Annotated in this window: 18 protein-coding genes; 8 read left to right on the top strand and 10 right to left on the bottom strand. The window is 61.8% G+C overall.

Annotated features, from left to right (window positions below):
* From VII69_09870 to VII69_09860, 3 genes are all read left to right on the top strand, one after another.
* On the top strand, positions 1-842 hold an 842-nt coding region (locus VII69_09870), incomplete at its 5' end, for an MFS transporter (protein ID HEY5095411.1).
* Positions 843-915: 73 nt separating this feature from the next.
* Positions 916-1,605: a response regulator transcription factor gene (locus VII69_09865; protein ID HEY5095410.1), complete on the top strand. Its 690-nt coding sequence runs from the start codon at positions 916-918 to the stop codon at positions 1,603-1,605.
* Positions 1,595-2,983, top strand: coding sequence for a HAMP domain-containing sensor histidine kinase (locus VII69_09860; protein ID HEY5095409.1), 1,389 nt, complete (start codon positions 1,595-1,597; stop codon positions 2,981-2,983). Before VII69_09865 ends, VII69_09860 begins: the two co-directional genes overlap by 11 nt.
* A 13-nt stretch (positions 2,984-2,996) precedes the next feature.
* Here VII69_09860 and VII69_09855 read toward each other — a convergent pair whose 3' ends face one another.
* On the bottom strand, positions 2,997-4,901 hold the full coding sequence (locus VII69_09855; GenBank protein HEY5095408.1) for a M48 family metalloprotease: 1,905 nt from the start codon (positions 4,899-4,901) through the stop codon (positions 2,997-2,999).
* Positions 4,902-5,134: 233 nt separating this feature from the next.
* On the opposite strand from VII69_09855, the gene VII69_09850 reads away from it, so the two are divergent.
* On the top strand, positions 5,135-6,202 hold the full coding sequence (locus tag VII69_09850) for a hypothetical protein (GenBank protein HEY5095407.1): 1,068 nt from the start codon (positions 5,135-5,137) through the stop codon (positions 6,200-6,202).
* Between the two features lie 93 nt (positions 6,203-6,295).
* Entirely contained in the window at positions 6,296-9,007 is a 2,712-nt protein-coding gene (locus VII69_09845; protein ID HEY5095406.1) for an AAA family ATPase, read from the top strand.
* Positions 9,008-9,018: 11 nt separating this feature from the next.
* Here the strand turns inward: VII69_09845 and VII69_09840 are convergent, their stop codons facing one another.
* Genes VII69_09840 through VII69_09830 form a run of 3 tightly spaced genes read right to left on the bottom strand, consistent with a single transcriptional unit; the run spans position 9,019 to position 11,645 of the window.
* The gene (locus VII69_09840) at positions 9,019-9,885 is read right to left on the bottom strand and encodes a DUF6438 domain-containing protein (protein ID HEY5095405.1); all 867 of its coding nucleotides are present in this window, start codon (positions 9,883-9,885) and stop codon (positions 9,019-9,021) included.
* Positions 9,886-9,900: 15 nt separating this feature from the next.
* Positions 9,901-11,316 (bottom strand): amidase, encoded by a 1,416-nt coding sequence (locus VII69_09835; protein ID HEY5095404.1) that lies wholly within the window; start codon positions 11,314-11,316, stop codon positions 9,901-9,903.
* A complete protein-coding gene (locus VII69_09830) occupies positions 11,313-11,645 on the bottom strand; it encodes a hypothetical protein (GenBank protein HEY5095403.1) in 333 nt (110 codons plus the stop codon). The genes VII69_09835 and VII69_09830 overlap by 4 nt, the downstream gene beginning before the upstream one ends.
* 135 nt (positions 11,646-11,780) lie before the next feature.
* Between VII69_09830 and acs the strand changes: the two genes are divergently transcribed.
* Positions 11,781-13,757 (top strand): acetate--CoA ligase, encoded by a 1,977-nt coding sequence (acs, locus tag VII69_09825; protein ID HEY5095402.1) that lies wholly within the window; start codon positions 11,781-11,783, stop codon positions 13,755-13,757.
* Here the strand turns inward: acs and VII69_09820 are convergent.
* Genes VII69_09820 through VII69_09810 form a run of 3 tightly spaced genes read right to left on the bottom strand, consistent with a single transcriptional unit; the run spans position 13,754 to position 16,749 of the window.
* Complete coding sequence (locus VII69_09820) at positions 13,754-14,131, bottom strand: DUF4180 domain-containing protein (protein ID HEY5095401.1); 378 nt, start codon at positions 14,129-14,131, stop codon at positions 13,754-13,756. The two genes, acs and VII69_09820, sit on opposite strands and share 4 nt — an antisense overlap.
* Positions 14,132-14,134: 3 nt before the next feature.
* On the bottom strand, positions 14,135-16,012 hold the full coding sequence (locus VII69_09815) for a multicopper oxidase domain-containing protein (protein ID HEY5095400.1): 1,878 nt from the start codon (positions 16,010-16,012) through the stop codon (positions 14,135-14,137).
* Positions 16,013-16,020: 8 nt separating this feature from the next.
* The gene (locus VII69_09810; protein ID HEY5095399.1) at positions 16,021-16,749 is read right to left on the bottom strand and encodes a metal-dependent transcriptional regulator; all 729 of its coding nucleotides are present in this window, start codon (positions 16,747-16,749) and stop codon (positions 16,021-16,023) included.
* A 235-nt stretch (positions 16,750-16,984) separates the two neighbouring features.
* Between VII69_09810 and VII69_09805 the strand changes: the two genes are divergently transcribed.
* Both VII69_09805 and VII69_09800 read left to right on the top strand, forming a co-directional pair.
* Positions 16,985-17,464, top strand: a complete 480-nt coding sequence (locus VII69_09805) for a hypothetical protein (GenBank protein HEY5095398.1) — start codon at positions 16,985-16,987, stop codon at positions 17,462-17,464.
* 53 nt (positions 17,465-17,517) lie between these two features.
* Positions 17,518-17,901: a hypothetical protein gene (locus VII69_09800; GenBank protein ID HEY5095397.1), complete on the top strand. Its 384-nt coding sequence runs from the start codon at positions 17,518-17,520 to the stop codon at positions 17,899-17,901.
* Here the strand turns inward: VII69_09800 and add are convergent.
* The 3 genes from add to VII69_09785 form a co-directional block, all read right to left on the bottom strand.
* Positions 17,887-18,969 (bottom strand): adenosine deaminase, encoded by a 1,083-nt coding sequence (gene add / locus VII69_09795; protein ID HEY5095396.1) that lies wholly within the window; start codon positions 18,967-18,969, stop codon positions 17,887-17,889. The two genes, VII69_09800 and add, sit on opposite strands and share 15 nt — an antisense overlap.
* 562 nt (positions 18,970-19,531) lie before the next feature.
* A complete protein-coding gene (locus tag VII69_09790; GenBank protein ID HEY5095395.1) occupies positions 19,532-20,617 on the bottom strand; it encodes a hypothetical protein in 1,086 nt (361 codons plus the stop codon).
* Complete coding sequence (locus VII69_09785) at positions 20,607-21,161, bottom strand: RNA polymerase sigma factor (protein HEY5095394.1); 555 nt, start codon at positions 21,159-21,161, stop codon at positions 20,607-20,609. The genes VII69_09790 and VII69_09785 overlap by 11 nt, the downstream gene beginning before the upstream one ends.
* Positions 21,162-21,789 lie beyond the last annotated feature (628 nt).

The following is a 21,789-nucleotide window of genomic DNA, read 5'->3' as shown; positions in this document are numbered from 1 at the left end:
CATATGTGCAGGCCGCGTTTGCTGCAGGCATCGTGTTCGGACCGGCGATCGGCGGCTTCCTCATGAAGACCGTCACCGAATCGAACGGTCAGGCCGCCGGATTTGCAGCCCCGTTTCTCGCAGCCGCTCTGCTCCAATTCGTCACGCTTCTTTTGACCATCTTCATGCTGCCGGAATCGCGGACGGTCGATAGCGAGAAAGAAGCCGCCACATTCGCGGACATCGGACGCTCGCTTGCGGACAAGCGCGTGGCCCCCGTCCTGTGGCAGATGTCCGCGTTTTCGCTCGCGCTCTACGGATGGTTTGCCATCTACTCGCTGCTTTTCAAGGAAGCACTCGGCTTCACGGCTTGGCAGGCGAGCTTTGTGTTCTCGGGCTTCGGCGCGTTCAGCGTGCTGCTGCAGCTTTTCGCCGTTGGCCAGGTAGCCGAAAAGACCGGGGACCGCATGACCTCCACCATCGGCATCGCCACCACAGCCGTGGGCTTCGCGTGCGTGCCGCTCATCCATAACCTCGTCACCATGCTGCCGACGATGATCCTCTTCGCGGTCGGCATGGCGCTCTCGCGTCCCGGCCTTAACTCTCTCCTCGCCAACGCGATCCCTGAAGATCAGCGGGGCGTCATCCTCGGCGTTGGATCGTCGCTGGACAACATCTCCGGCATCGTCATGCCGCCGATCACCACGGCCGTCCTCGGCCGCTTTGGCTCGCCGTGGAGCGGAGCCGCGTCGCTTGTTTGTGCGCTCGCGGCGCTGGCGATCGGCATCATCAGCAAACCCGACGCCGAGGCATCGCATGACAGCGGATTCAAAGCAGACGCCTCGCCGATCGCGGCGGATTGACCCCCGTTCATTCCGCGTTCATGCCAAAGCGGTACGTTGAGACGACCATGATGCATGACAAACGGAGCGCCGAATGAAGATCCTTGTCGTCGAAGACGATGCGCAACTCGCCGACGTCGTGCGCCGCGGATTGGCTGAGAGCGGTCACGTCGTTGATATCGAAGGGGACGGAGAAGCAGGCGAGCTTGCGGCGCGCGGCGGCGCGTACGACGTGATCGTCCTCGACGTCATGCTTCCGCTCAAAGACGGCTTTTCGGTCGCGCGGGCGCTGCGGGCCGCCGACGTCCACACGCCGATCCTCATGCTGACGGCGCGCGACACGGTCGAAGATACGGTCACCGGCCTCGACTGCGGCGCCGACGACTACCTGCGCAAACCGTTTGTCTTCCGCGAACTCGAGGCGCGATTGAGATCGGTCACGCGGCGCGAACCCATCCCGGTGAACAACGAGCTATGCGTCGACGACCTGACCATGGATTTGGGCTCGCGACGGGTGAAGCGAGGCGAGCGCGACGTGACCCTCACCGCGCGTGAGACCGCCTTCCTCGAGTATCTCATGCGCAACGCGGGACTTCTCGTCACACGGCCGATGCTCGAGAACGCGCTCTGGGAACGCGATCGCGAGACCACTTCGAATCTGATAGAAGTTTACATGCGCCGCTTGCGCACCAAGCTCGGCGCCGCAGGCGAGCCCGCGCTCATCCATACCGTTCGCGGCGCCGGTTATCGTTTTGGACCGCCTGACAAACGCGATGAAGGCTAGGGGCCTTCGCTCCAGACTCACGCTCGCATACGCGTCGGCGCTGGTTATCGGGCTCGTCGTGTTCGCCGTGGTTTCCGTCGTCTTGCTCGATCGCGCGTTCAAGGTGCTGGTGGATCAGCGGTTGCGTTCGGCTGCGCAAGCGGCGGCGTCCATCACGGACGACGCGGCGCAGGGTGCGAATCTCGATGCGAACGATCAACGTCAGTTCGCGCGGATCATCGGCGTGAAACTCGACGGTGCGCTCATCCAATCCGACGGAAAGATCCTCATCTCAAGCGCCGCCGCGGTTCCCATCGAAGTCCGTGCGCTCGCACGCGGCGATAGAACGTCATCGCGGCTCGTGACGCTCACGCCCGCCGAACCCGGCTGGGATCGGATTCGCGTGGCCATCGCGCCGTTTGTTCGCGACGGGGTGGTGAGCGGTGCCGCGGTCGCCTGGCGCGCCGACGATGCGATCGAAGACATCGACAGACCCGCCGTCATCGCATTCGCCGTCGCCATTCCGGTCATCGTCGCGCTTGCGGCGTTAGCCGGCGGGATGATCACGCGGCGCGGCTTGGCGCCGCTCACCGCCATGGCCAACATCGCGTCCGACATCGAAGCATCCGATCTCACTCGCCGCCTAAACGCGCCGAAAGGCGACGATGAGCTCGGCCTCCTGTGCGCAACGTTCGACCGGATGCTCGACCGCCTTCAGGCGGCGTTCGAACGGCAACGCCGCTTCACCGCGGATGCGTCGCACGAATTGCGGGCGCCGCTTTCGGTCATCCGGGCCGAAGCCGACCTGGCATTGCGCAAGCCGCGCGATGGCGCGGAGTACAAACACGCCTTGCAAGCCATCGCCAACGAAACGGACCGCTTGGAATCGCTAATCGGCGATCTGCTCGTCGTGGCGCGCGCCGATGAGGGCGGCGTATCGAAGCCCGCGTTAGTCGATTTCTCCGCGTCCACGCGCGAGGCCGCCGACCGCCTTCAGTCGGTTGCCGATGCCAAAGGAGTCCGCCTCAGCTCGTGGGTGCAGCCCGACCTCACCGTTTTCGCCGACCCCGAGTCGCTTTCGCGCGTGCCGGTCGTGCTGCTCGACAACGCGGTGAAGTTCGCGCCGGCCGGCGGCAACGTCAATATATCGGCCGAACGCAACGGCACCGCCGCCATACTTCGCGTCCGCGACGACGGTCCGGGCTTCTCGCAAATCGGACTTGAGCGAGCCACGAGCAGATTCTGGCGAGAGAATCCGGCACGCGGACGCGGCGGCAGCGGTCTGGGCCTCGCGATCGCGCGGGCCATCGTCGAGCAGGCCGGCGGAACCATCGCGCTTGCGAACTCGCCGTCGGGCGGCGCGGAAGTCACCGTGCGCGTTCCCTTGGCGATCAATTGATGAGCGCTTGCGATCAGGTCTTCTGCGGCTCGTCGATATAGTTCTGCAGCAGCAACCCTTCGGCGATCTCGAGCGACTCCACGAACAGATGACGTTGCACGGCGAGATCGGCGCACGATACGCCGCCGGCCTGCGCTTGTTTGAGCAACGCGGCCACCGGCGTCTTCGTCTCATACGAGAGCCACGATGCCATGCCGAGCTCGCCTGGCGAAACCTTCTGCGCCTGCGCGTCGGCGTAACTCGGCAGCGCCACGTCGCCGAAGCGGAATGTGAGCGCTTTGGCGTAGGCATCGTAACGTTGCGGCGACGAGTACAAATCCAATAGGTCGAGCCGCGCCGACAATTGCCGCGCCTGCGCCGCATACATCACGTTCGATGCGTCGTCGGCCATGGCTTTGGAGTTTTCCCATGCGGCAAGCGCTTTGTCCAACGAAGCCTGCACCGCCGGCATGTCTTTGCTCGCGATGTCGCCGCCGGTCGTCACGAACTTGTTGAGTACCGCGAGATAGTCGGCGAGCGGCTGGACCGCATCGCCTGCGGTGGAAACCGCACCGCGCGCGTCGTCGACCGCGCCGACGAGCTGGTCCGACGCCGACGCAAGCGCAGCCGTCGCCGAAGGATATTGCGGAAGCAGCGTGCGGGTCTTCTCTGTGAGTTGACCGTCGCGCAACGGCCCGGCTAGATCGCCGAGCGTGTCGCTGACATCGTGAAGCAATCCGGGCGCCGTGCTGATGACATCGGACGTTTGATCGATGGTGCCGTTGACGTCGCGATTGAGGCGATTGAGCCCGTCGATCGCTTTGCTAAGATTATTTCCTTTGACCTTTGGATCGCCGAGATTGGGCACCGAGCCCGACAGCGCGTTGAGTTGCCTGACGAAATCTTCGATCTCGTGTCCGGCGGACGAGGTGCGATCCTTGGCAAGCGCCATGTTGGCGGCGTTCACCGTGATGGCCGCGCCAAGATTCGCGGCGGCCGCCGCGATCTCCGGATCGCCCGGAAGTCCCACCAATTGCGAGAGTACTCGGGGATCGGGCGCGGCACCGGTGCCATCGCGCTTGAGCGCCGTCAAAACCGATGCTTTTCCGCCGGCCGCTGCCGAATCGCTTGGCGAGAGCGCCAAGGCGCGGTCGAACTTGGTCAACGAATACGAAAACCGGCCTTCATCCGAATCGTGCAGCGCTTGCGCCGTTAGCTGCGGCTCGTTGGTCTTGCTGAGCTCGGGATATCCGAGCACGTGCGATACGCGATCTTTCGCACCCGGGTGATCCTCGAAATACTTGTCGGTGTCGGCGTCGCCTTCCAGCCCACCGAGTTTTGAAAGCACGTCGGCGGTGGACTGTGGATCGTAACCCGCGCGCGACATCAAGAGCAGACCGTATTGGTCGGCCTGCAGTTCGTCTTGACGAGAGAATTTGTAAAACGCGAGATCGCCCCCGTAGCCGCCCAAGAAGTAGCCGATCGGCGAGAGCACCGAAAGCACACCGACGAGAATGCTGAGAAGATTGCCTTTTTGATTCAGCGTGACCACGTGCCGGCGCTCGACGTGACCCATCTCGTGGCCGAGCACGGCTGCCAGTTCGTCGTCGGACGAGACGAAATTCAAGAGGCCCATGTCGACGTGGATGAAGCCGCCGGCTATCGCGAACGAGTTGATCTCGTTGGAATCGATGATTTCAAATTGATAATCGATGTCGGTGCGCGCCCGGTATTTCGCGAGGTTCGCGCCGGTGCTTTGAACCCAATGTGTGAGGAACGGGTCCGTGGAGATGACGCTTTGAGAGTCGATCTCGGCGTCTTGCTGTTTGCCGAGCGCGATCTCCGCGGCGGTGCTCATCGCACGAGCAGGAGCGTGGATGGCCCCGGCCACCGCCGACCAGAGCAAAGTTGCTATGAGGGTTGAGGCGACGAACCGCATGGGAGACCTTTCAGGATTGCCGGACTTGTCCTACCCGAGACTTTGACCGGCGGGTGCGGATGCCTGCGCCGCCCTCCGCCGGCGTCACCGCCGGCCGCGATGAAATGTAGGGATATCCCTACTCCTGGCGCGCTTTCGATTGTCGTACGCTCTGCTTGGGATCGGAGTTCCATGACTCCGGCCCGCGCTTTTCAAACGCGAATTACCGCCGTCAACAAGGGAGGGCTCTTTCTATGCGATCCGACACATCGATCCGACGTCACCTCGTCGCACTCGCCGCACTGCTTTCGACGACCGTCGTCGCGGCGTGTTCGGCGAACTCCGGCGCCATCGCCCCGCTTCCGCACTCACAACCGGCAAGCCATACTATGCCCGCACCCGGCGAAGCACATCTCAGCCCATCGAGCCAGAATCCCACGAGTACCGAATTTTTTGCGGGGATCACCCCCAACAGCTCGCTGCGCGGCATCGCGAAGGGTCCGGGCGGCACGTGGTTCACGCAACCGGGCACGAACCAGATCGGGCACATCAACGCGTCGGGAACCGTCAAAGAGTTTTCGACATTGCCTCCAGGTACCAACCCCAACAACATCGTCGAGGGTTCCGATGGCAATCTATGGTTCACTGAAGCGGGCGATAGAATTGGCCGCATCAACACCCGCGGTGGTTTCAAAGACTATGCGACCGGCAACGAAGCCTATGGTCCGTTCGACATAGCCGCCGGCGCGGACGGCAACTTGTGGTTCACGTTTCGATCTCCCAGCACCAACGCGATCGGCCGAATCACGACATCGGGCGTGGTCACGCTGTTCACCAACGGACTTACGCCGGGCGATCCCGCCGTCCACGACATCGCGACCGGTCCGGACGGGAACATATGGTTCACTGAAGAGTTCTCAAACAAAGTCGGCAAGATCACACCGAGCGGCGTCATCACCGAATACTCGGCCGGAATATCGCAAGCCGCGAACCTCGTCGACATCACCGCAGGCGCCGATGGCAATGTGTGGTTCACCGAATTCGGCCTCGGCCAGATCGGGCGAATCACGCCGAGCGGTAACGTCAAAGAGTTTTCGGCCGGCATCACGCCAGGATCGAATCCGGGCGTGATCACTTCTGCGAACGGCGCGGTCTGGTTCATCGAGTTCGGCTCGGGTCGCCTCGGAAAAATATCGACGCACGGAAACATCACCGAATATCCGATTCTCGGCCCAGCGGACTCGGATATCGTCACCGGACCGTCAGGCTATCTATGGATAACCGACCCCGGCAACAACGGGATCGTGCGCGTGATCGAGTAGGCTCGGCGATCGGGGGTCAGGTTCATGGGCGCGACGAAATTGGAGAGCGGAGCCGCAATAGCGTCTCAAGCGGAACCATCTCGCGGAGCCTACGTGATCTCGACACCGATCTTCTGCCGCCGGTTTATCGGACGGCAGCGTGAGCTGCAGTTTCTCGTCGACCTGCGACGAGAAGCGGCGAAGGCGCACGGCGGCATCGCGCTCGTGGCCGGGGACGCAGGAGTCGGCAAATCGCGATTGGTTCGCGAGTTTCTCGACGGCACGCATGCCGCTCGCGGCCGCATCGCGATCGCCCAATGCCGGGCTTTCGGAAGCCGCCCATACGGGCCGCTGCTCGACCTGCTCGAGACGTTCTCACCCGAATCTGCGGAGATAAAGCCTGCCGTCTCGCAACACGCTCAGCACGAAATGCTTGTCGACGGCATACTCGCGGCCGCCGACAAGCACGCGTTGATCGGCATCATCGAAGATTTCCACTGGGCCGATCTCGGGACTGCGGCCGTGCTCGCGCTGTTGAGCGAATCGCTTGCGAATCGGCGCATACTGCTCGTCGTGACCTATCGAAGCGACGAACTCCACGCCGACCATCCGCTCTTCATCCCATTGGGATCTCTGCTGCGAAATCGCGCGGTGAGGCGCCTCGAACTTGCAGCCCTTTCCGCGCGTGAGTCTGGCGAGCTCATCGATGCGGCGCTCGATGGCCTGGCGGCAAACGTCACACGTCAAACCCGCCGCGACATCGCGCGCGTCGGCGAAGGCAACCCCTTCTTCACCGAGGAGCTCCTCAAGGGCACTGTGGATCGCGATTTTGCGGGCCGTCTCGGGAGTTCGCTGCCCACCACGGTGCGCGCCGCCATATTGCAGCGCATCGAGCCGCTCGATGCTCGGGATCGCCAGATTCTCACTCAGGCCGCGGTGATCGGCCGCCGTTTCGATTGCGACTTGCTGGCGGAAACGCTTGGATCGACATTCGACGCGCTGTTGCCCACGTTGCAGCAGGCTCGCCGTTGTCAGCTGGTTGAAGAGACCGACGAACCGCGAGTTTTCCGATTCAGACATGCGCTCACGCGCGAGGCCGTGTACGACGATCTGCTCGCCGCTCAGCGGCGCCCGCTTCACGAGCGGATCGCGGTTGCGCTCGAAGCGTCGCACAACGAAAACGCCGTCGATGATCTTGCTTATCACTGGTGGGCATCGGGCGATCGCGCAAAGGCGTTGCAATATGGCGAGCGGGCAGGCGATGTCGCGCTCAAACTGTTCGAGCACGGCGGTGCGATCGCCGCATACGAGCGGACGCTCGCGCTGCTCGATCCGGCCGGACGCGATGCGGCCCGCGTGAACGAGAAGATCGGAACCAGCTACTACCGCGCCGGACTCATGGATCGTGCGATCGAACATTATGCGCTCGCATGGGACTTCTTCCGCGACACTCGCGACGATCCGTCATACATATTCCGGCTCACGCGGAATATGTGCGGCGCCCTGTACAACGACGGCCGGGCTCCAGACGCGCTCGCGTTTTGGACCGAGGCGCTCAAGGTCGTTGTCGCGTGCGGCGACGCCCGAGTCGCCGATCTCGCGCGCATTTCGTATGGTGCCTATCTCATCGATGACGGTCAGGTCGATCAGACGCTCGCGATCCTTCACTCCGTTGACGAGGGCCGCTTGGCCGACGATCCCGAGCTGGCGATTCCGTTCTGGGGCGCCACATGTGTCGCGAGCGCATTTCAAGGCGATCGCGAACGTTTACGGATTGCGGTGGACCGACTTTGCACCACGCGTAAAGAGCGCGCGCTTCTTGGACCGTTCAACGATGCCGTCGGCGAAGCGGGCACGGCGGCTCTGATAGTCGGCGATTCCGCTTCTGCGCGCCGGTGTCTGTCCGCAGGGCTCGATGCATGCGTGACGTTCAAGTCGACTTCGATGCTTCTCGCGGACACACTGCTGTCGAACGCCATCGAGCGGACCTTCGCCGGAGAGTACGCGGAAGCCAGAGCGATGTATTTGCGCGCGCTCACGCTTGTGGGCGAAACCAAGGTGAGTTGGTATCGCGCATGGTTCGTCGCGCTTTGGGTTGGCTCCGCGACCGGAGACGCAGCGCTTCTCGCCGACGAGCCCGATCGAGCCACTATCGACATGGCTTTCGATACCGGGAGGGTGCAGCTCTTCGGCCCGCTCGTCGCGATCTATGCGTTGATTCTCGTCGGCCGCGGCGAGAGCGAGCCCGCTCGAGTTCTCCTGCGAAGGGCGCTCGCGGCAGCGTCCGCCGCAACGCTTTCGCTCGGCACCTTTCCGTTGATCATCGTCGCGGCGCAGTTGTGCGATGCTTCTGATATCGATGCCGTCCTTGTGCTCGCGAGCCGCGATGCTGCAAAAGGTGCTGCTCCGGCGGCAGCCGCCGATCTCGCGGCCGCGATGCTCGCTAGGCGCTTTGGCAAGTCCGAGGATGCGAGCGCCGCCGCAAACCGCGCGGCTGCCGGATTTGCTGCCATCAGCTGGCCGTATTTCGAGTCGCTTGCGCTCGACGAGGCTGGGGATGCTGCGGCCGCGCGCACCATTCGCGAGCGCATCGGCCATGTCGAACCGCACTCGCCGCAGGTGAGCGGCGACGACGGAGTAAGCAGGTTGCTGAACGGGCGCGCGCTGGAAATAGCACGCCTCGTCGCGAGCGGGCGCTCCAATCGTGAAGTTGCCGCCACGCTCTTCGTCAGCGTGAAGCTGGTTGAGAAGCACCTCTCTTCGATCTATCGCAAACTCGGCGTGCGCTCGCGTGGCCAGCTTGCCGCGCGCCTGCTCGCACCGTAAATGCCCGTTCCCTATTTCTCCGGGTGACAACGCCTGTACATTGCGTTGTCTTCTGATAGATATTCGCGCCATGTCACACGACGGTATGATCGCTTTTGCGCTCCGATGCCAATGCTAAGACCCCCCGGCTCGCTTGCGACCTCAGTCGGAACCTCCAAACCGGACTCGCCTACGTCCCTGTAGTAGGATTTCTCCCGCGCGATGACACGCGAACCGGCTAGGTGGAGACTTATTTCCGATTGGTCGTTGGCAAACGCATCGGCTTTGCACTTAACCCCAGGAGTGAGGTGAGAGTATCCAATTGCGTCAGCTGCAGCATGGCCCGGAATCATATACAAGGCATAAAGTTCGCCCGGGGCGTTGTCGTTCAGAAAATAACCAAGGTACGAATCGATGGCGCCTGCAGGCTTCCAACGGACATCATTGGCAAAGCCGTCGATAGCTGCAATCACACCGCGAACACGAATTGGCAGCGACCCGGTATCACTTGACTTGATGACAACATTTCGATTTGCTCGTGTTATTGTCAGCGTGAGAGGTTCAGCGTCTGTCACATTGTTTCCGTATTCGCCCGCATAGTCGTCCACGTTTTGCGAGTCTAGCCAAGCTGCGACGAGATCAAAATCGATCTCGCCGCTATATTTTCCGATTTTATCGACGAAGAACCGGCCATCGTACATCGCAGCATCGCCGCGCGAGAAAGTCAACGTGTAAACGGGGCAAGTCCCGTAGCAGCCTAGGCGGCTAAAGGTCATGGAGGTCATATCGCTTTTCGGCAGCGACGGCTGGCCAATGTGAACGAGCGCGCCCTCTTTCGCCCGAGAGCACGCGCCGAGCACGAGCACGGCCAGAGCCAACGCGAGCGCCCGGCGTTCCACGACAGCGAATTCGCGCTACACGAGCGCCATCGGGGGATGCTTCGTGTGCGCGTCCGTCTTCATCTGCAGCTCTTTTGCGGCGCGCAACACCACGCTCTCGCCCAGCGCTGGGCCGACGAACATCACGCTTGTCGGCATGCCCTGTAGCCCGAAGCCCGATGGCGCCGCGACCGCCGGGATGCCGACGAGGTTGCATGCCGTGATGAACGGGCCGTCGGTGAAACCCGGATATACCTTGTCGAATGTCATTGAGACCGGCGGAGCCACCGTGGAGAACGTCGGCGAGACGAGCACGTCGACGTCTTCGAAGATCTTGGCAAACGCATGGCGCATCGGCGCGCGCAGCCGCATCGCGTCGACGTAGTCCACCGCCGCGGCTGTGAAATAGGAGTAGCCGCCGCGCTGGCCCTCGGGGGATGACAACATGCGCACGCGACCGTCGGAGATGATCTCACGAAATGCTGCGCCGCCCTCGGCCGCGATGATGACCCCGACCATGTCGTCATACGGAAAGTCGGGCAGCGTCACTTCTTTCACCGTCGCAGTACCGCTGATCGCCGCAAGCGCGGCGTGATAATTCTTGCGCACTTCTGGCTGCACTTTATCGGCGGCGCCCTTGACCGTTGCGTAGCGCAGCGTCGAACCTTCGAATCGCCTCACCATTTGCAACTGAGACGACGTCTCGCCCGAAAGCGATGTCGCATCGAGCGGGTCGTGACCCTCGATCGCAGCAAGGACCAACTCCGCATCCGCCGCATTGCGGCACAGCGGGCCAAGCTTGTCCATCGTCCAGGAAAGCGCCATCGCGCCGTGGCGGCTCACGCGGCCATAGGTGGGGCGAAGTCCGGTGACGCCGCAATACGACGAAGGGTTGGTGATAGAACCGTCGGTCTCCGAGCCGATGGCAAAAGGCACGAGACCGGCGCTCACGCTGGAACCGGAACCGCTCGACGATCCGCCGCTCCAGCAATCGGTGTTCCACGGAGTCTTGCACGGACCGGTGAACGCCGCGTTGGCTTGATTGTATCCCATGCCGCCCGCGAGTTCGATCATCGCAAGCTTGCCGAGCAGAACGGCGCCGGCCGAACGCAGCCGCGTGACGACCGTGGCGTCGTAATCGAAGACTTGCGTTTTGAACGGCGCTGCGCCCCACGTGGTGGGGCCGCCTTTGGCAGCGATGAGATCCTTCACGCCGTAGGGGATGCCGTGCAAAGGACCGTGATCGGTGCCGGCCGCGAGTTCGCTGTCGGCGCTTGCGGCCTCGGCGAGGGCGCGCTCATGCAAGAGCGTCACCACGCTGTTGAGCTTTGGACCGAACTTCTCTAACCGCGCCAGATAAAATTTCGCGAGCTCGACCGACGAGATCGTCTTCGCGCGCAACATGGTGCCCAGCTCTGCGATGCTGGAGAATGCAAGATTGGCGTCGCTCACTTCGTCAAGCCCTCCACCGCCGAGAACATCGAATCCGGCTCGTCGCTGTTGCGCAACTTCTTGGCGCGAAACGCTTTGCCGAGGTCGAGATAGCCGTCGATGTCGCCGGCGATCTTTTCGGTGAGCGCATCATCGAGTTTCGCTTCCGGGAGCGATGTCTGCAAGTGTTTTGCCAGGCTGCGCGCCGTGGCAGACGGGCTGGGCGGCGGTTTTGGCGTGGCCGCCGGAGCAGGCGATGCGCCGGACGAGCCGGCCGCGGAATCGGTGGACATGAAGTCGACCGCTACTATAGCGGCGGTTGCGGCAAGAAACGAACGTCTCGTAGGCATGTATGGCATACCTCCATGTCGCGCAAATTAGGCGCGGCTACCCCGCTCCTTCTTCGAAGCGGTACGCGTGGCAAGAAAACCAACTGACCCCGGCTAAACGCCTACAACCCAGGTGACCTCGCACATGGAGGCGACATGCCCGATCGTAATCCCGACGCTATCGAAGCGCTGTTTGCTGAAAAACGCACTTTCCCACCGCCGAAGGAGTTCGCGGCGAAGGCCTTTCGCAACGACCCCGTCATCTACGAACAAGCGGCCGAGGAGCCCGAGTCGTATTGGGAGGTTGAAGCGCGCCGGCTCGAGTGGTTCTCGCCGTGGTCGTCGGTCATGGAGTGGGATGAGAAGCAAAAAAGCGCTCGTTGGTTTGACGGCGGCACGATCAACGCATCATTCAATTGTCTCGACCGTCACGTGCGCGACGGCCATGGCGATCAGGTGGCGTACTTCTGGGAGGGCGAACCCGGAGACGACCGGCGCATCACGTACTCCGACTTGCTCGACGAGACGTGCCGGCTCGCAAACGCGCTGAAGGAACTCGACGTGAAGCGCGGCGACCGGGTCGCGATCTACATGGGCATGGTGCCCGAGTTGCCGGTCGCGTTGCTCGCCTGCGCGCGCATCGGCGCCATCCACTCGGTCGTGTTCGGCGGATTCTCGGCCGACAGTCTGCGCGATCGCATCCACGACGGCAAGTGCAAGGCGGTCATCACACAGGATTTCGGCTGGCGCCGCGGCGGCAAGATCGCGCTGAAGCAGATCGTCGACGATGCGCTCGCGGAAGCGCCGAGCGTCGAAAAGGTCATCGTCTTGAAGCGCGTCGGCGACCCGGTCGGCTGGGTCGACGGCCGTGACGTCTGGTATCACGACGTCGTGCCTCGTCAAAGTGCGGTATGCCCGCCCGAGCACATGGCGGCCGAAGACGTGCTCTATGTGCTGTATTCGAGCGGCACCACGGCGAAGCCCAAAGGCATCGTGCACACCACCGGCGGCTATCTCACCGGCGTCGCCTCCACGCACAAGTCCATCTTCGACATTCGCGAAGATTCGGATATCTTCTGGTGCACGGCCGATATCGGTTGGGTGACCGGTCATTCGTACATCGTGTACGGTCCATTGGCCAATCGCACCACGAGCGTGCTCTTCGAGGGTACGCCCGATTACCCGGACAAAGACCGGTTTTGGGCGGTGATCGCGAAATACAAAGTGACGATTCTCTACACCGCGCCTACGGCGATCCGCACGTTCATGAAGTGGGGGCCGGAATTTCCGCAGCGCCATAACATGTCTTCATTGCGGTTGCTGGGATCGGTCGGCGAGCCGATCAATCCGGAGGCGTGGATCTGGTATCACCACTTCATCGGCGCCGACCGGTGTCCGGTCGTGGACACATGGTGGCAAACAGAAACCGGAATGATCCTGATCTCTCCACTGCCGGGACTGACCACGACAAAACCGGGATCTGCGACATTTCCATATCCGGGCGTTTTCGCGGACGTCGTGAACGAACAGGGCGAATCCGCGCCGCTGGGAGGCGGCGGGTACATCGTCATCACCAAGCCGTGGCCCGCGATGCTCCGCACGCTATGGAACGATCACGATCGCTACATCAAAACGTATTGGAGCAAATTCTCCGAGCAAGGATTCTATTTCCCAGCCGACGGCTGCAAGCGCGACGAGGAGGGTTACTACTGGCTGCTCGGCCGCGTGGACGACGTCATGAACGTCTCCGGCCACCGCATTTCAACCACCGAAGTTGAGAGCGCCTTTGTCGATCATCCCGATGTGGCGGAAGCGGCGGTGGTCTCCAAAAAGGACGACATCACGGGCGAGGCCGTGGCCGCGTTCATCACGCTTAAGGGCGGCGGCATCGGTTCGCCTGCCGAGGCCGACGCACTGCGCAAACACGTGGCCATGAAGATCGGCGCGTTCGCAAAGCCGAAGTACATCACGTTCACGCCCGATCTTCCAAAGACGCGCTCGGGAAAGATCATGCGCCGGCTGCTGCGCGATGTCATGGAAAACCGGCCGCTCGGCGACACGACCACGCTCGCCGACGCAAATGTGGTCAAGAGCATATCGGACTTGGCGAGAGCGGCACCCCCGGAGGACTAAGGCTGCTCTAGCCCTGCGAGCCGTTCGTCGAGTTCGTCAAGGCTCGGTAAGAACCAGACTTGATCGCCGCTGTTGGATTTTTGCACGCAGTCTCGCAAGAGTTCGCTCTCTGCCACGTGTCGCGAGATGTCGCCGACGATCGCGACGCGCAACCCGTAGATGCCGAAAATTTGGATGAACTCGCCGGCAATGCCCGTTTTTAGCTCGAAGAAATCATCGCCGAGCCGCCCGGTGGGAAGCACGACCAAGTTCGAGTGGGTCTCGAAAAGCTTGCCGATGAGGTCGACCGCATCGCGGTCGGTGCGCAGCGGCGCTCCTTCGGCGGCGCATTCGTAGACCTTCACGCTGTGAAGATCGTAGGTCTTGTCGGCCATCGCTTACGCGCCCGCCGAGCTAAGAATCAGATCGGTGCCGAAGCCCGCGGCAAAACCTACGAAAATTCCGATCGTCGCAAATTCCTGATGCCCCACCCTGCCGCCCACTTTGGTCATCTCGCCGATGACGTAGATGATCGCTCCGGCGGCGAGTGTGAGAAATACGACTGAAAGAATGGGCGAGACGAAGTGATAACCGACGAGCGTGCCGAGAAAAGTCGGCGCCCCGCCGATCAAGCCGAGCCGGACCAGCGCACCGAGACTCGCGGCGCCCGTGCCTGCCAGGGGTGCCGCTATCCCGAACCCTTCGGTCATGTTGTGCAATCCGAAACCGATGATGAGCAGCGCGGCGAGCTGTACGGCGCCCGTCGCCGCCGACTGTCCGATCGCGAGCCCCTCGCTGAAATTGTGCGAGCCGATGCCGATGGCGATGGCTGTGGCAAGCGCGATCGGACTGATGCCGCCGTCGGGTCCCGATGACTTAGCGCGCCGGATGAGCCAACTCGTCAAGAACACCAAGCCAACAAGGCCCACCAGCAGCCCGCCGAGATAGACAGCGGTGATGCCGGCGAACGTCGACGTCGGCGCGCCTTGTTGAACGGCGTGCAACGCGTTTGTGACCGGTTCGCCGGCCTGCCGCAAGATGTCGAAAAGCAAGAAGTAGAGCACGCCGATCGCGATCGCGTTGAGAAACGCTATCCCACGTTTTGAGATGCGCTTCATGGCCGCGAACGGCAATCCGAAAAAGATCGTAAGTCCGGCGATCGTGCCGAGTATGAGCGTCGCGGTGAGCCCGAGCGGCGGACCCGACGGCGCACTGCCTTCGCCTTCGCCGCCGCCGCCCGGCGCCATCACCATGGTGTCGGCCGGCCCGAGCGATGAGAATCGGTCGGGAGCGTTCGCGTATTGGATGGCGGTGATCAATCCGCCGGGGCCTTGGCCGCCGTTCATCATGTGGTCGAGCACGTGACAGTGCACCATCCACGTGCCCGGCTGCGCGTCGGCGTTGAACGCGATGTCGCGCGTCTCGCCGGGGCCGATCGTGAGCGTCACCATCTTCTGCCGGGCCGCCAACGGCACCGGCTGGCCGTCGACATCCACGATCGTGAATTTGTGCCCGTGGATGTGCATCGTGTGAAATTCGGTACCGCTGATGTTGATCTCGCGGATCCGCACGCGGTCACCGCTGCGCACGATGTACGGCTTTGTGAGCGGATAGCTCTTGCCGTTGATGCTGAAGAAGTTCTCCGAGCTGCTGAACACGCGCCACGAGGACAAGAGCATCAAGTAGTCGCGGTCGTAGGGCTGCGGCGTTTTCTCGTCCACGACCACCGCGCCGTAGAGCCCGCGATCCAACTGATTTAAGTCGTCGTAGTGCGTGTGGTAGATGTACGTTCCCGGATCGTTGGCCGTGAATTCGTATGTAAACGTCTGGCCCGGCTGCACCGCATCTTGGCTGAAGCCCGGTACGCCGTCCATGTCCGGCGCCACTTCGAGACCGTGCCAATGGATGGTCGTCGGCTCTTGCAAGTGGTTGGTCAGGATGACGCGCACGCGATCGCCGGCGCGCACGTGAATCGTGGGGCCGGGGACGGTGCCGTTGTACGTCCACGCCTGCACCACGATGCCGGGTGCGACCGTCCACGGCTTGACTTCCGCGATGAGATGAAATGTTTTGAGCTTGCCGGCGGTCAACGGCGGCAGGTTCGGCAGCAACGCAAAGTCTGTTTGCGCTTGTGCCTCGGCCGCGGTGACGACGGCCGGCGACACGTCGCCGGTTGGAGCTTGGGCGGCCCACGCCGGCGTAGGCCGGCAGATAATCGCGGCGATTACCGCGACGGACGCAAGAGCAACGGCGATCCGCCGCGCGGCGAACGGCATGAGCGACCCTACTTCCGGCTCTTCGCCGCTGAAGGTTGCCTGACGAGCACGTCGCTTGCGAGCGGCACGCTGACGGTGTGTTGCGTGCCGGCGACATCGATGGTGGCGAGGCCGACCACGCGTTCGAGCTTCTTCAACGAGACGACAACACCGGGCCGCACCCCGATCTCGCCGAGGAAGCGCAATAATTCGGGCACGTCGTGTTGGACTTCAAGTACCGCGGTCGGCACGTTGAGCGGCATGTCGATGAGATTCATGGCCGCTTCGTGATGCCAGAGCGATCCGTCTTCGCGCGGGATCGGGTGACCGTGCGGACATGTGGTGGGCTCGTTAAGAAACGTCGCGAGCCGGCGTTCGACCATGGGTGAGATCGCGTGTTCGAGGCGGCATGCTTCGGCGCTGGCCGATTCCCACGCGACGCCGAGATGATCGACGAGGAGACGCTCGGCCAATCGCTGGCGGCGCAAAGTGAGCGCGCCGATCAGTGCACCTGTTGTGGTTGGCGTGACGCCGTGGCGTCCTTCGTGCGTCACGTAACCCTCGGCGTCGAGCCGTTTGAGCATAGCCGAGGCCGAAGCGGCGGAGACCGCGAGCTCCTGCGCGATGGCGGATGTCGGCACGGGTTCGACGCCGTCGAACAGCCGCACGATCGACTTCAAATACATCTCGACGTTTGGGCTAACTTCGTGCTCGTCCGGCTGCGCGGCCGGGGCCGATTTCAAGGCGGAATGCGACATGCTGCGTCCCTGTGTTATAGATGGCGGTGCGAATTAGCCTTGCCTAACTTTAGGAGATAGGTGCGATTATCCTCGGCCATGTGCCAAAGCATACGGTCGGCGTCAGCAGGGCTTGACCGCACGGCGGAACAGCGGTGACCGCCCTCACGCCTATTGGGGCCGCGGCCCAATGAGATTACACGCAGGCAACGCCGGGTATATCAATGACGTTGATACACATGGAGGTAACTCACCCATGACTACTATGAAGAAAACCATTGCCGCAGTGTTGGCCGCCTCGTTGCTTGTCGGGTTCACCCCGTCCGGCGCGGTCAAGGCCGACGGAGCCGCGAGCACGCGCAACATTCTGATCGGCGCGGCAGCTGCGACGCTGCTCATCGTCAATCACAATCGCCAAGTCCATGAGAAGTACGCCCAGGATGCACAAGCGCAAGCTTCGCTTGCCGCACAACGCAACGACGCTCAGGCCGCTTACTCATCTGAGAAGAAAGCCAACTCAAATCTTCAGGTCGCTATATCTGAACTGAAGAAAGAAGTCGCCACGCAACACGACATGATCACCGCGCAGAACCATCAACTCGCGATGATGAAATCGAGCACGGTTGGTTCGCCCAACTATTCGACATCGGCCAGAGTCGCCACCGCACCGCAGAAACCGGGCGTCTCTAGTCCGCAAACCGTAGCCGTCGTCTCGTACGGCTGGGGAACGATCTGACGTACAACGCAGGCGGCGGGCTAGTGCCCGCCGCGCGTAGGGAGGCACAGGGCATGAAGAGTCGACGCGTTATACTCGCCGCGCTGCTGGCCGTGGTGCTCGCCGGATGTTCATCGGGACCGGCCGCCGACCGCGCACAAAAACTCGCGGACGATGCGACCAAAGCAGTCTACAACGACGACATGGCGGGTCTCACCGCCAACATGAACGCAGCGCTTGTGCCCACCGTCACGCGCGCGCAACTCGGCGATCTCTCAGACAAGATGCACGCGCTTGGGAGTTACGACGGTCTGACGCCGTCGGGTACGGATTCGCTTAAGTCGGAATATGACTTCAAAGCCAAATTCGACAAAGGCACCTGGACCGTGATGATCAAGCTCGACGGCGACGGAAAAATCGCCGCCTATCGAGTTGCGCCGAGTTCAACTGGCGGGTAAGCCCGTTCGCGCGACGTAGTCGTCTAACTCGTCGCACCACGCCCGGATCCTTTCGCCGCCTGCAAATGAGGCGGCGAAACCATTTCTTGCGATCGCCGCCAGTTGTTTGCGATCGAGGCCGAGCATTGCAGCCTTCATGTATTCGTCGCTCACCGATGCTTTGAAGAATGCCGGGTCATCGGAGCTCAGGCTCACCGATACGTTTGCGGCAAGCCATTCCTTGAGTGGGTGGTTGTTGGCTTCTTCTACCGCGCCGGTGAATTCGTTGCTGGTGAGGCACGCATCGAGCGTGACGTTTCTTTCGCGCAGAAGTTTTTGAACATCTTCGCTAGCTCGAGCGGCGACGCCGTGACCGATGCGCTCGGCGTGAAGCAACTCGACGGCGTCGATGATGCTCTGCGGACCTGCGGCTTCTCCGGCGTGCGCGGTGCGGCGCAAGCCGAGCTCTTCTGCTTTCTTGAATGCGTTTTGAAAATCTCGCGCCGGGAATCGAGCTTCGTCCCCGCCTAGGCCGATGCCGACAACGCCGAGGTCGCGGCAGTTGTGCGCGAGCGCGACATCCAGCATTGCTTCGTCTTCGCCGAGGTTGCGCACCATGTCGATGAGGAGAAGCGTCGAGATGCCGGAGTCGCGTTGCGCTTGTATTGCCGCGTTGTTGATCGCGCGAATCACTGCGACGTAATCGAGATCCGGTACGAACTTGCGTTGCGTAGCCGGCGAGACGAAGAGCTCCACGTGGCGTATGCCGTCCTTTGCAGCGAGCGTGAGATACTCAGAGGTCACTTCTGCGAAATCTTGCGGAGTCTTGAGTGCGCCGACCATTGTGAGAAAACTGCGCAAGAACGAATTAAAATCGCTATGTCGGTACAGTGTGTCGGGATCGTCGACGATGTCGAGACCGTTGCGGCGTGCGATCCTCGCATACGTCTGTGGCAACATCGTCCCTTCGAGATGCACGTGCAGTTCTGGTTTGGGCAATGCGACGATCCACGACCGCAAATCAACGTCGTGACTAATGTCGATGTTGTCGCTCTTATCACTCACGTCGCGGGAGGTACGTTGCGTCATTGCGCCGTACCTATGGGACGCGGGGTGGAGCAGTCCGGTAGCTCGTCGGGCTCAAACACCGCAGAATCAAGTAGCGGCATCAACGAAGACCTCGGTCGTCTGCTTACCGTGATGCCTGGAACTCGATTGCTGCATGGGCTCCACAGGAAGTAATTCTTGTGGGAACACCTGTCAAATTCGGGGAAGCCGTTAGCAGGGTAATCCCGAGCCAAGTCCCGTCGGATTCCGGTGGGAAAGGTGTAGAGACTTGATGGCAGGCACCCGCTTGATACGAGCGGGTGAAGGGAAAGTCCAGACTACGAATCCGTCCTAACCGGCGGAGCGGCGAAAGCCGAAGTAGCAAGCATAACCCGAAGGTCGCGTGTTCAAATCACGCCCCCGCAAGAAGGCAATCGCGCAATCCCCTACTGTGTAAGGGATTGCGCTGTTTTAGGCGTCGTTTTTGATTTCCACAAACCTTTGCTGTCGACGCGTCGTGAATGCGGAAACGCCTCGCAACAATTGGCCTCATCAGTTCGTCCACGTATCACCCGCTGGTTTAGTCTCCCCGCGCGACCGATGTTCACGGCGCGGGCGCGACCGCAAACGTCTTCGCGTCGACAACATAGGATTTCGTCTCGTGCAACATCGACAAAGAGATTATCCTTACCGAGTACGCCGTCGCCTGCGTTTGATCGAAGAGCACACCGCAGATGCAGTCGTTGCGAACTCGCGTCTGACGCAGCACCGCATTGATCGCGCGCACGCCAGCTGCCGAAATGACGATGTGTTTCGGCCAACTCAACGTAGCTTTGGTGTAATCCGGCTCGCCGTTCACCGTGGGGATCTTCCTGAGGAAGACCGTGCGAGAGTCGATCATGGGCTGGCCTCGCTTGGCAAGCCCCGGGATCCAGCCAATATGCTGTTGATCCAGAACCACCCCTCGGCCATCGGGTGCGTCGTGCTCAGCGACTGCCGCGAGCGTCAACGCTCCAGGCTGCAGCCAAACCTTGCGAGCGATCGTCTCGGTCAACGCGAGGCTGTGGGTCGCTGACACCTTGAACATCCCGGCCTTGATCCGGTTCACGGCGTCAACGGAGATGTGCGCCTTCGGAACGATAACTGTCTCCGAGCCGACTCGCCATTGATAGACGTCGCCGAACTTCGGCCGCGCTGAACCGCCCGGCAACGTGTAGTCGTCCGTATTCACAGTCGCGGAGTCGAACACGGAAAACCCGAAACGCGCCGACGTCGGCAAAGTGCCGCCGTAGGTGATCGTGATGCTTGTCGGGTGGTCGGCCGGAGAGTACATCATCATGTTGAGACGGGTGCCCGGTGGGAGTCCGACGGGAAAGATTACCGGGAACGCCGCGTGCGATACCGCATCGCGCACGTCCGAGGCCATCGGTTGACGCACCATTGCAAAAGCACTGACCGCGACCGCTGCTTTTCCGCCGGACAGCCACAGGCGCACGCCCAGATAGACTTTTTGGCCGTATGCAGCACCCACACCAAGGACCGAGAGAGCGACGACGACGGACAGCGCGAACACGACGCCATGATGCCTTTTCGCGTCAGCCGCGCGGCGCCGAATAAGTCCGATCGAAAGGTCCGGGACCGGGAGCTGCGCACGCGCGGATCTTCCGCGTTCAACGAACTCAGAACGCATGCTTTTGTACCTCCCGCGCATTTGCAAGGGGTTCGTCACCATCGTCATCGAGCAGACTGCGTAATTGAGTCCGCGCACGTGCGAGTCGCGTTCGAACGGTCGTGTGGGCGACACCCAAGATCGCCGCGATGTCGACGCTCCTGAGATCATCGAAATAGAACAAGACCACGACGTCTCGCAGCTCGGGCGAAAGATCGCCAAGCGCGCGCCAGACATCGACAGTCGACGTCGAGTCCATGTCGGTAGGCTCACCAATGAGAGCCTTGGCCGGTTTTGCCGATCGGCGTCGAACGCGCGTGGACTCCCGCATCACCACTCGGTAGAGCCATACATCGAAGGCCCCGGCATCCCGCACGGATCGGATCTTTCTATAGACGGCGACGCACGATTCCTGAGCCGCGTCCTGCGCGAGATCGCGATCGCCGATCACGGAAGCCGCCAGGCGATAACAATGCGGCCAAACGGCGGCGATGAGCCGCTCTACAGCATCCGCGTCGCCGCGCATCGCACCGGCTATCGTCTCAGGCGTCGCCCAACGTGCCATCAACCATCTCTTTCGGTGATCCAACCTGTCGTATAGAGGCTTGGCCAAGCCCAAAATGTTCCCGTCCGGGCAAAAATGAGTCCTTGTCCTTGGATCAATAGGCTTGATCGCGACCGCGGTGCTTACTTGGACGCCGGTTGGCATGCCATGATGAGCTGTGTTCGAAAGAACAGCAACAGTATATTTCCAATCAATTCAGAATTCCAGGAAGATTATCACGACTACTGTATCGACACGAAGGGCCTGAGGAAGTCCTGTCTAGCCCGAATTTCAAGCCCACGCAAGAAGTCAACAACGCAATCCCTTACCGCGTAAGGGATTGCACGTTTTTGTTGTAGTAGGCCACGAGCTCTCGCGGATTATCGTTCGTGTCTCACGAATACCGCGGCGTTCAGGCGGCAAACGCAACCGATCTGGCAGCACAACATTTCCGTGCGCCGTACAATAGGTGGAGTCGAAAAGTCATGATCAATATTCTCCCCGTATCGATCGCGCTCGCATTGTCATGCTGCCTGGCGTCCGGATTGAGCACCCCCAAGCCGGCTAACGCAGCTTTGCCGGAAGCGATCACGCCGAATTTCCTTTCGTATTGCGTCGGAGCGCGAACAGTCGGCACTCCTGCGGAAAT

It is taken from the genome of Candidatus Eremiobacteraceae bacterium (genome assembly GCA_036511855.1).
In the GTDB taxonomy this organism is placed as follows: Bacteria; Vulcanimicrobiota; Vulcanimicrobiia; order Eremiobacterales; family Eremiobacteraceae; genus JABCYQ01.
The sequence above is the reverse complement of the archived record's forward strand: the minus strand, read 5'-3'. Positions and strand labels throughout refer to the sequence as shown.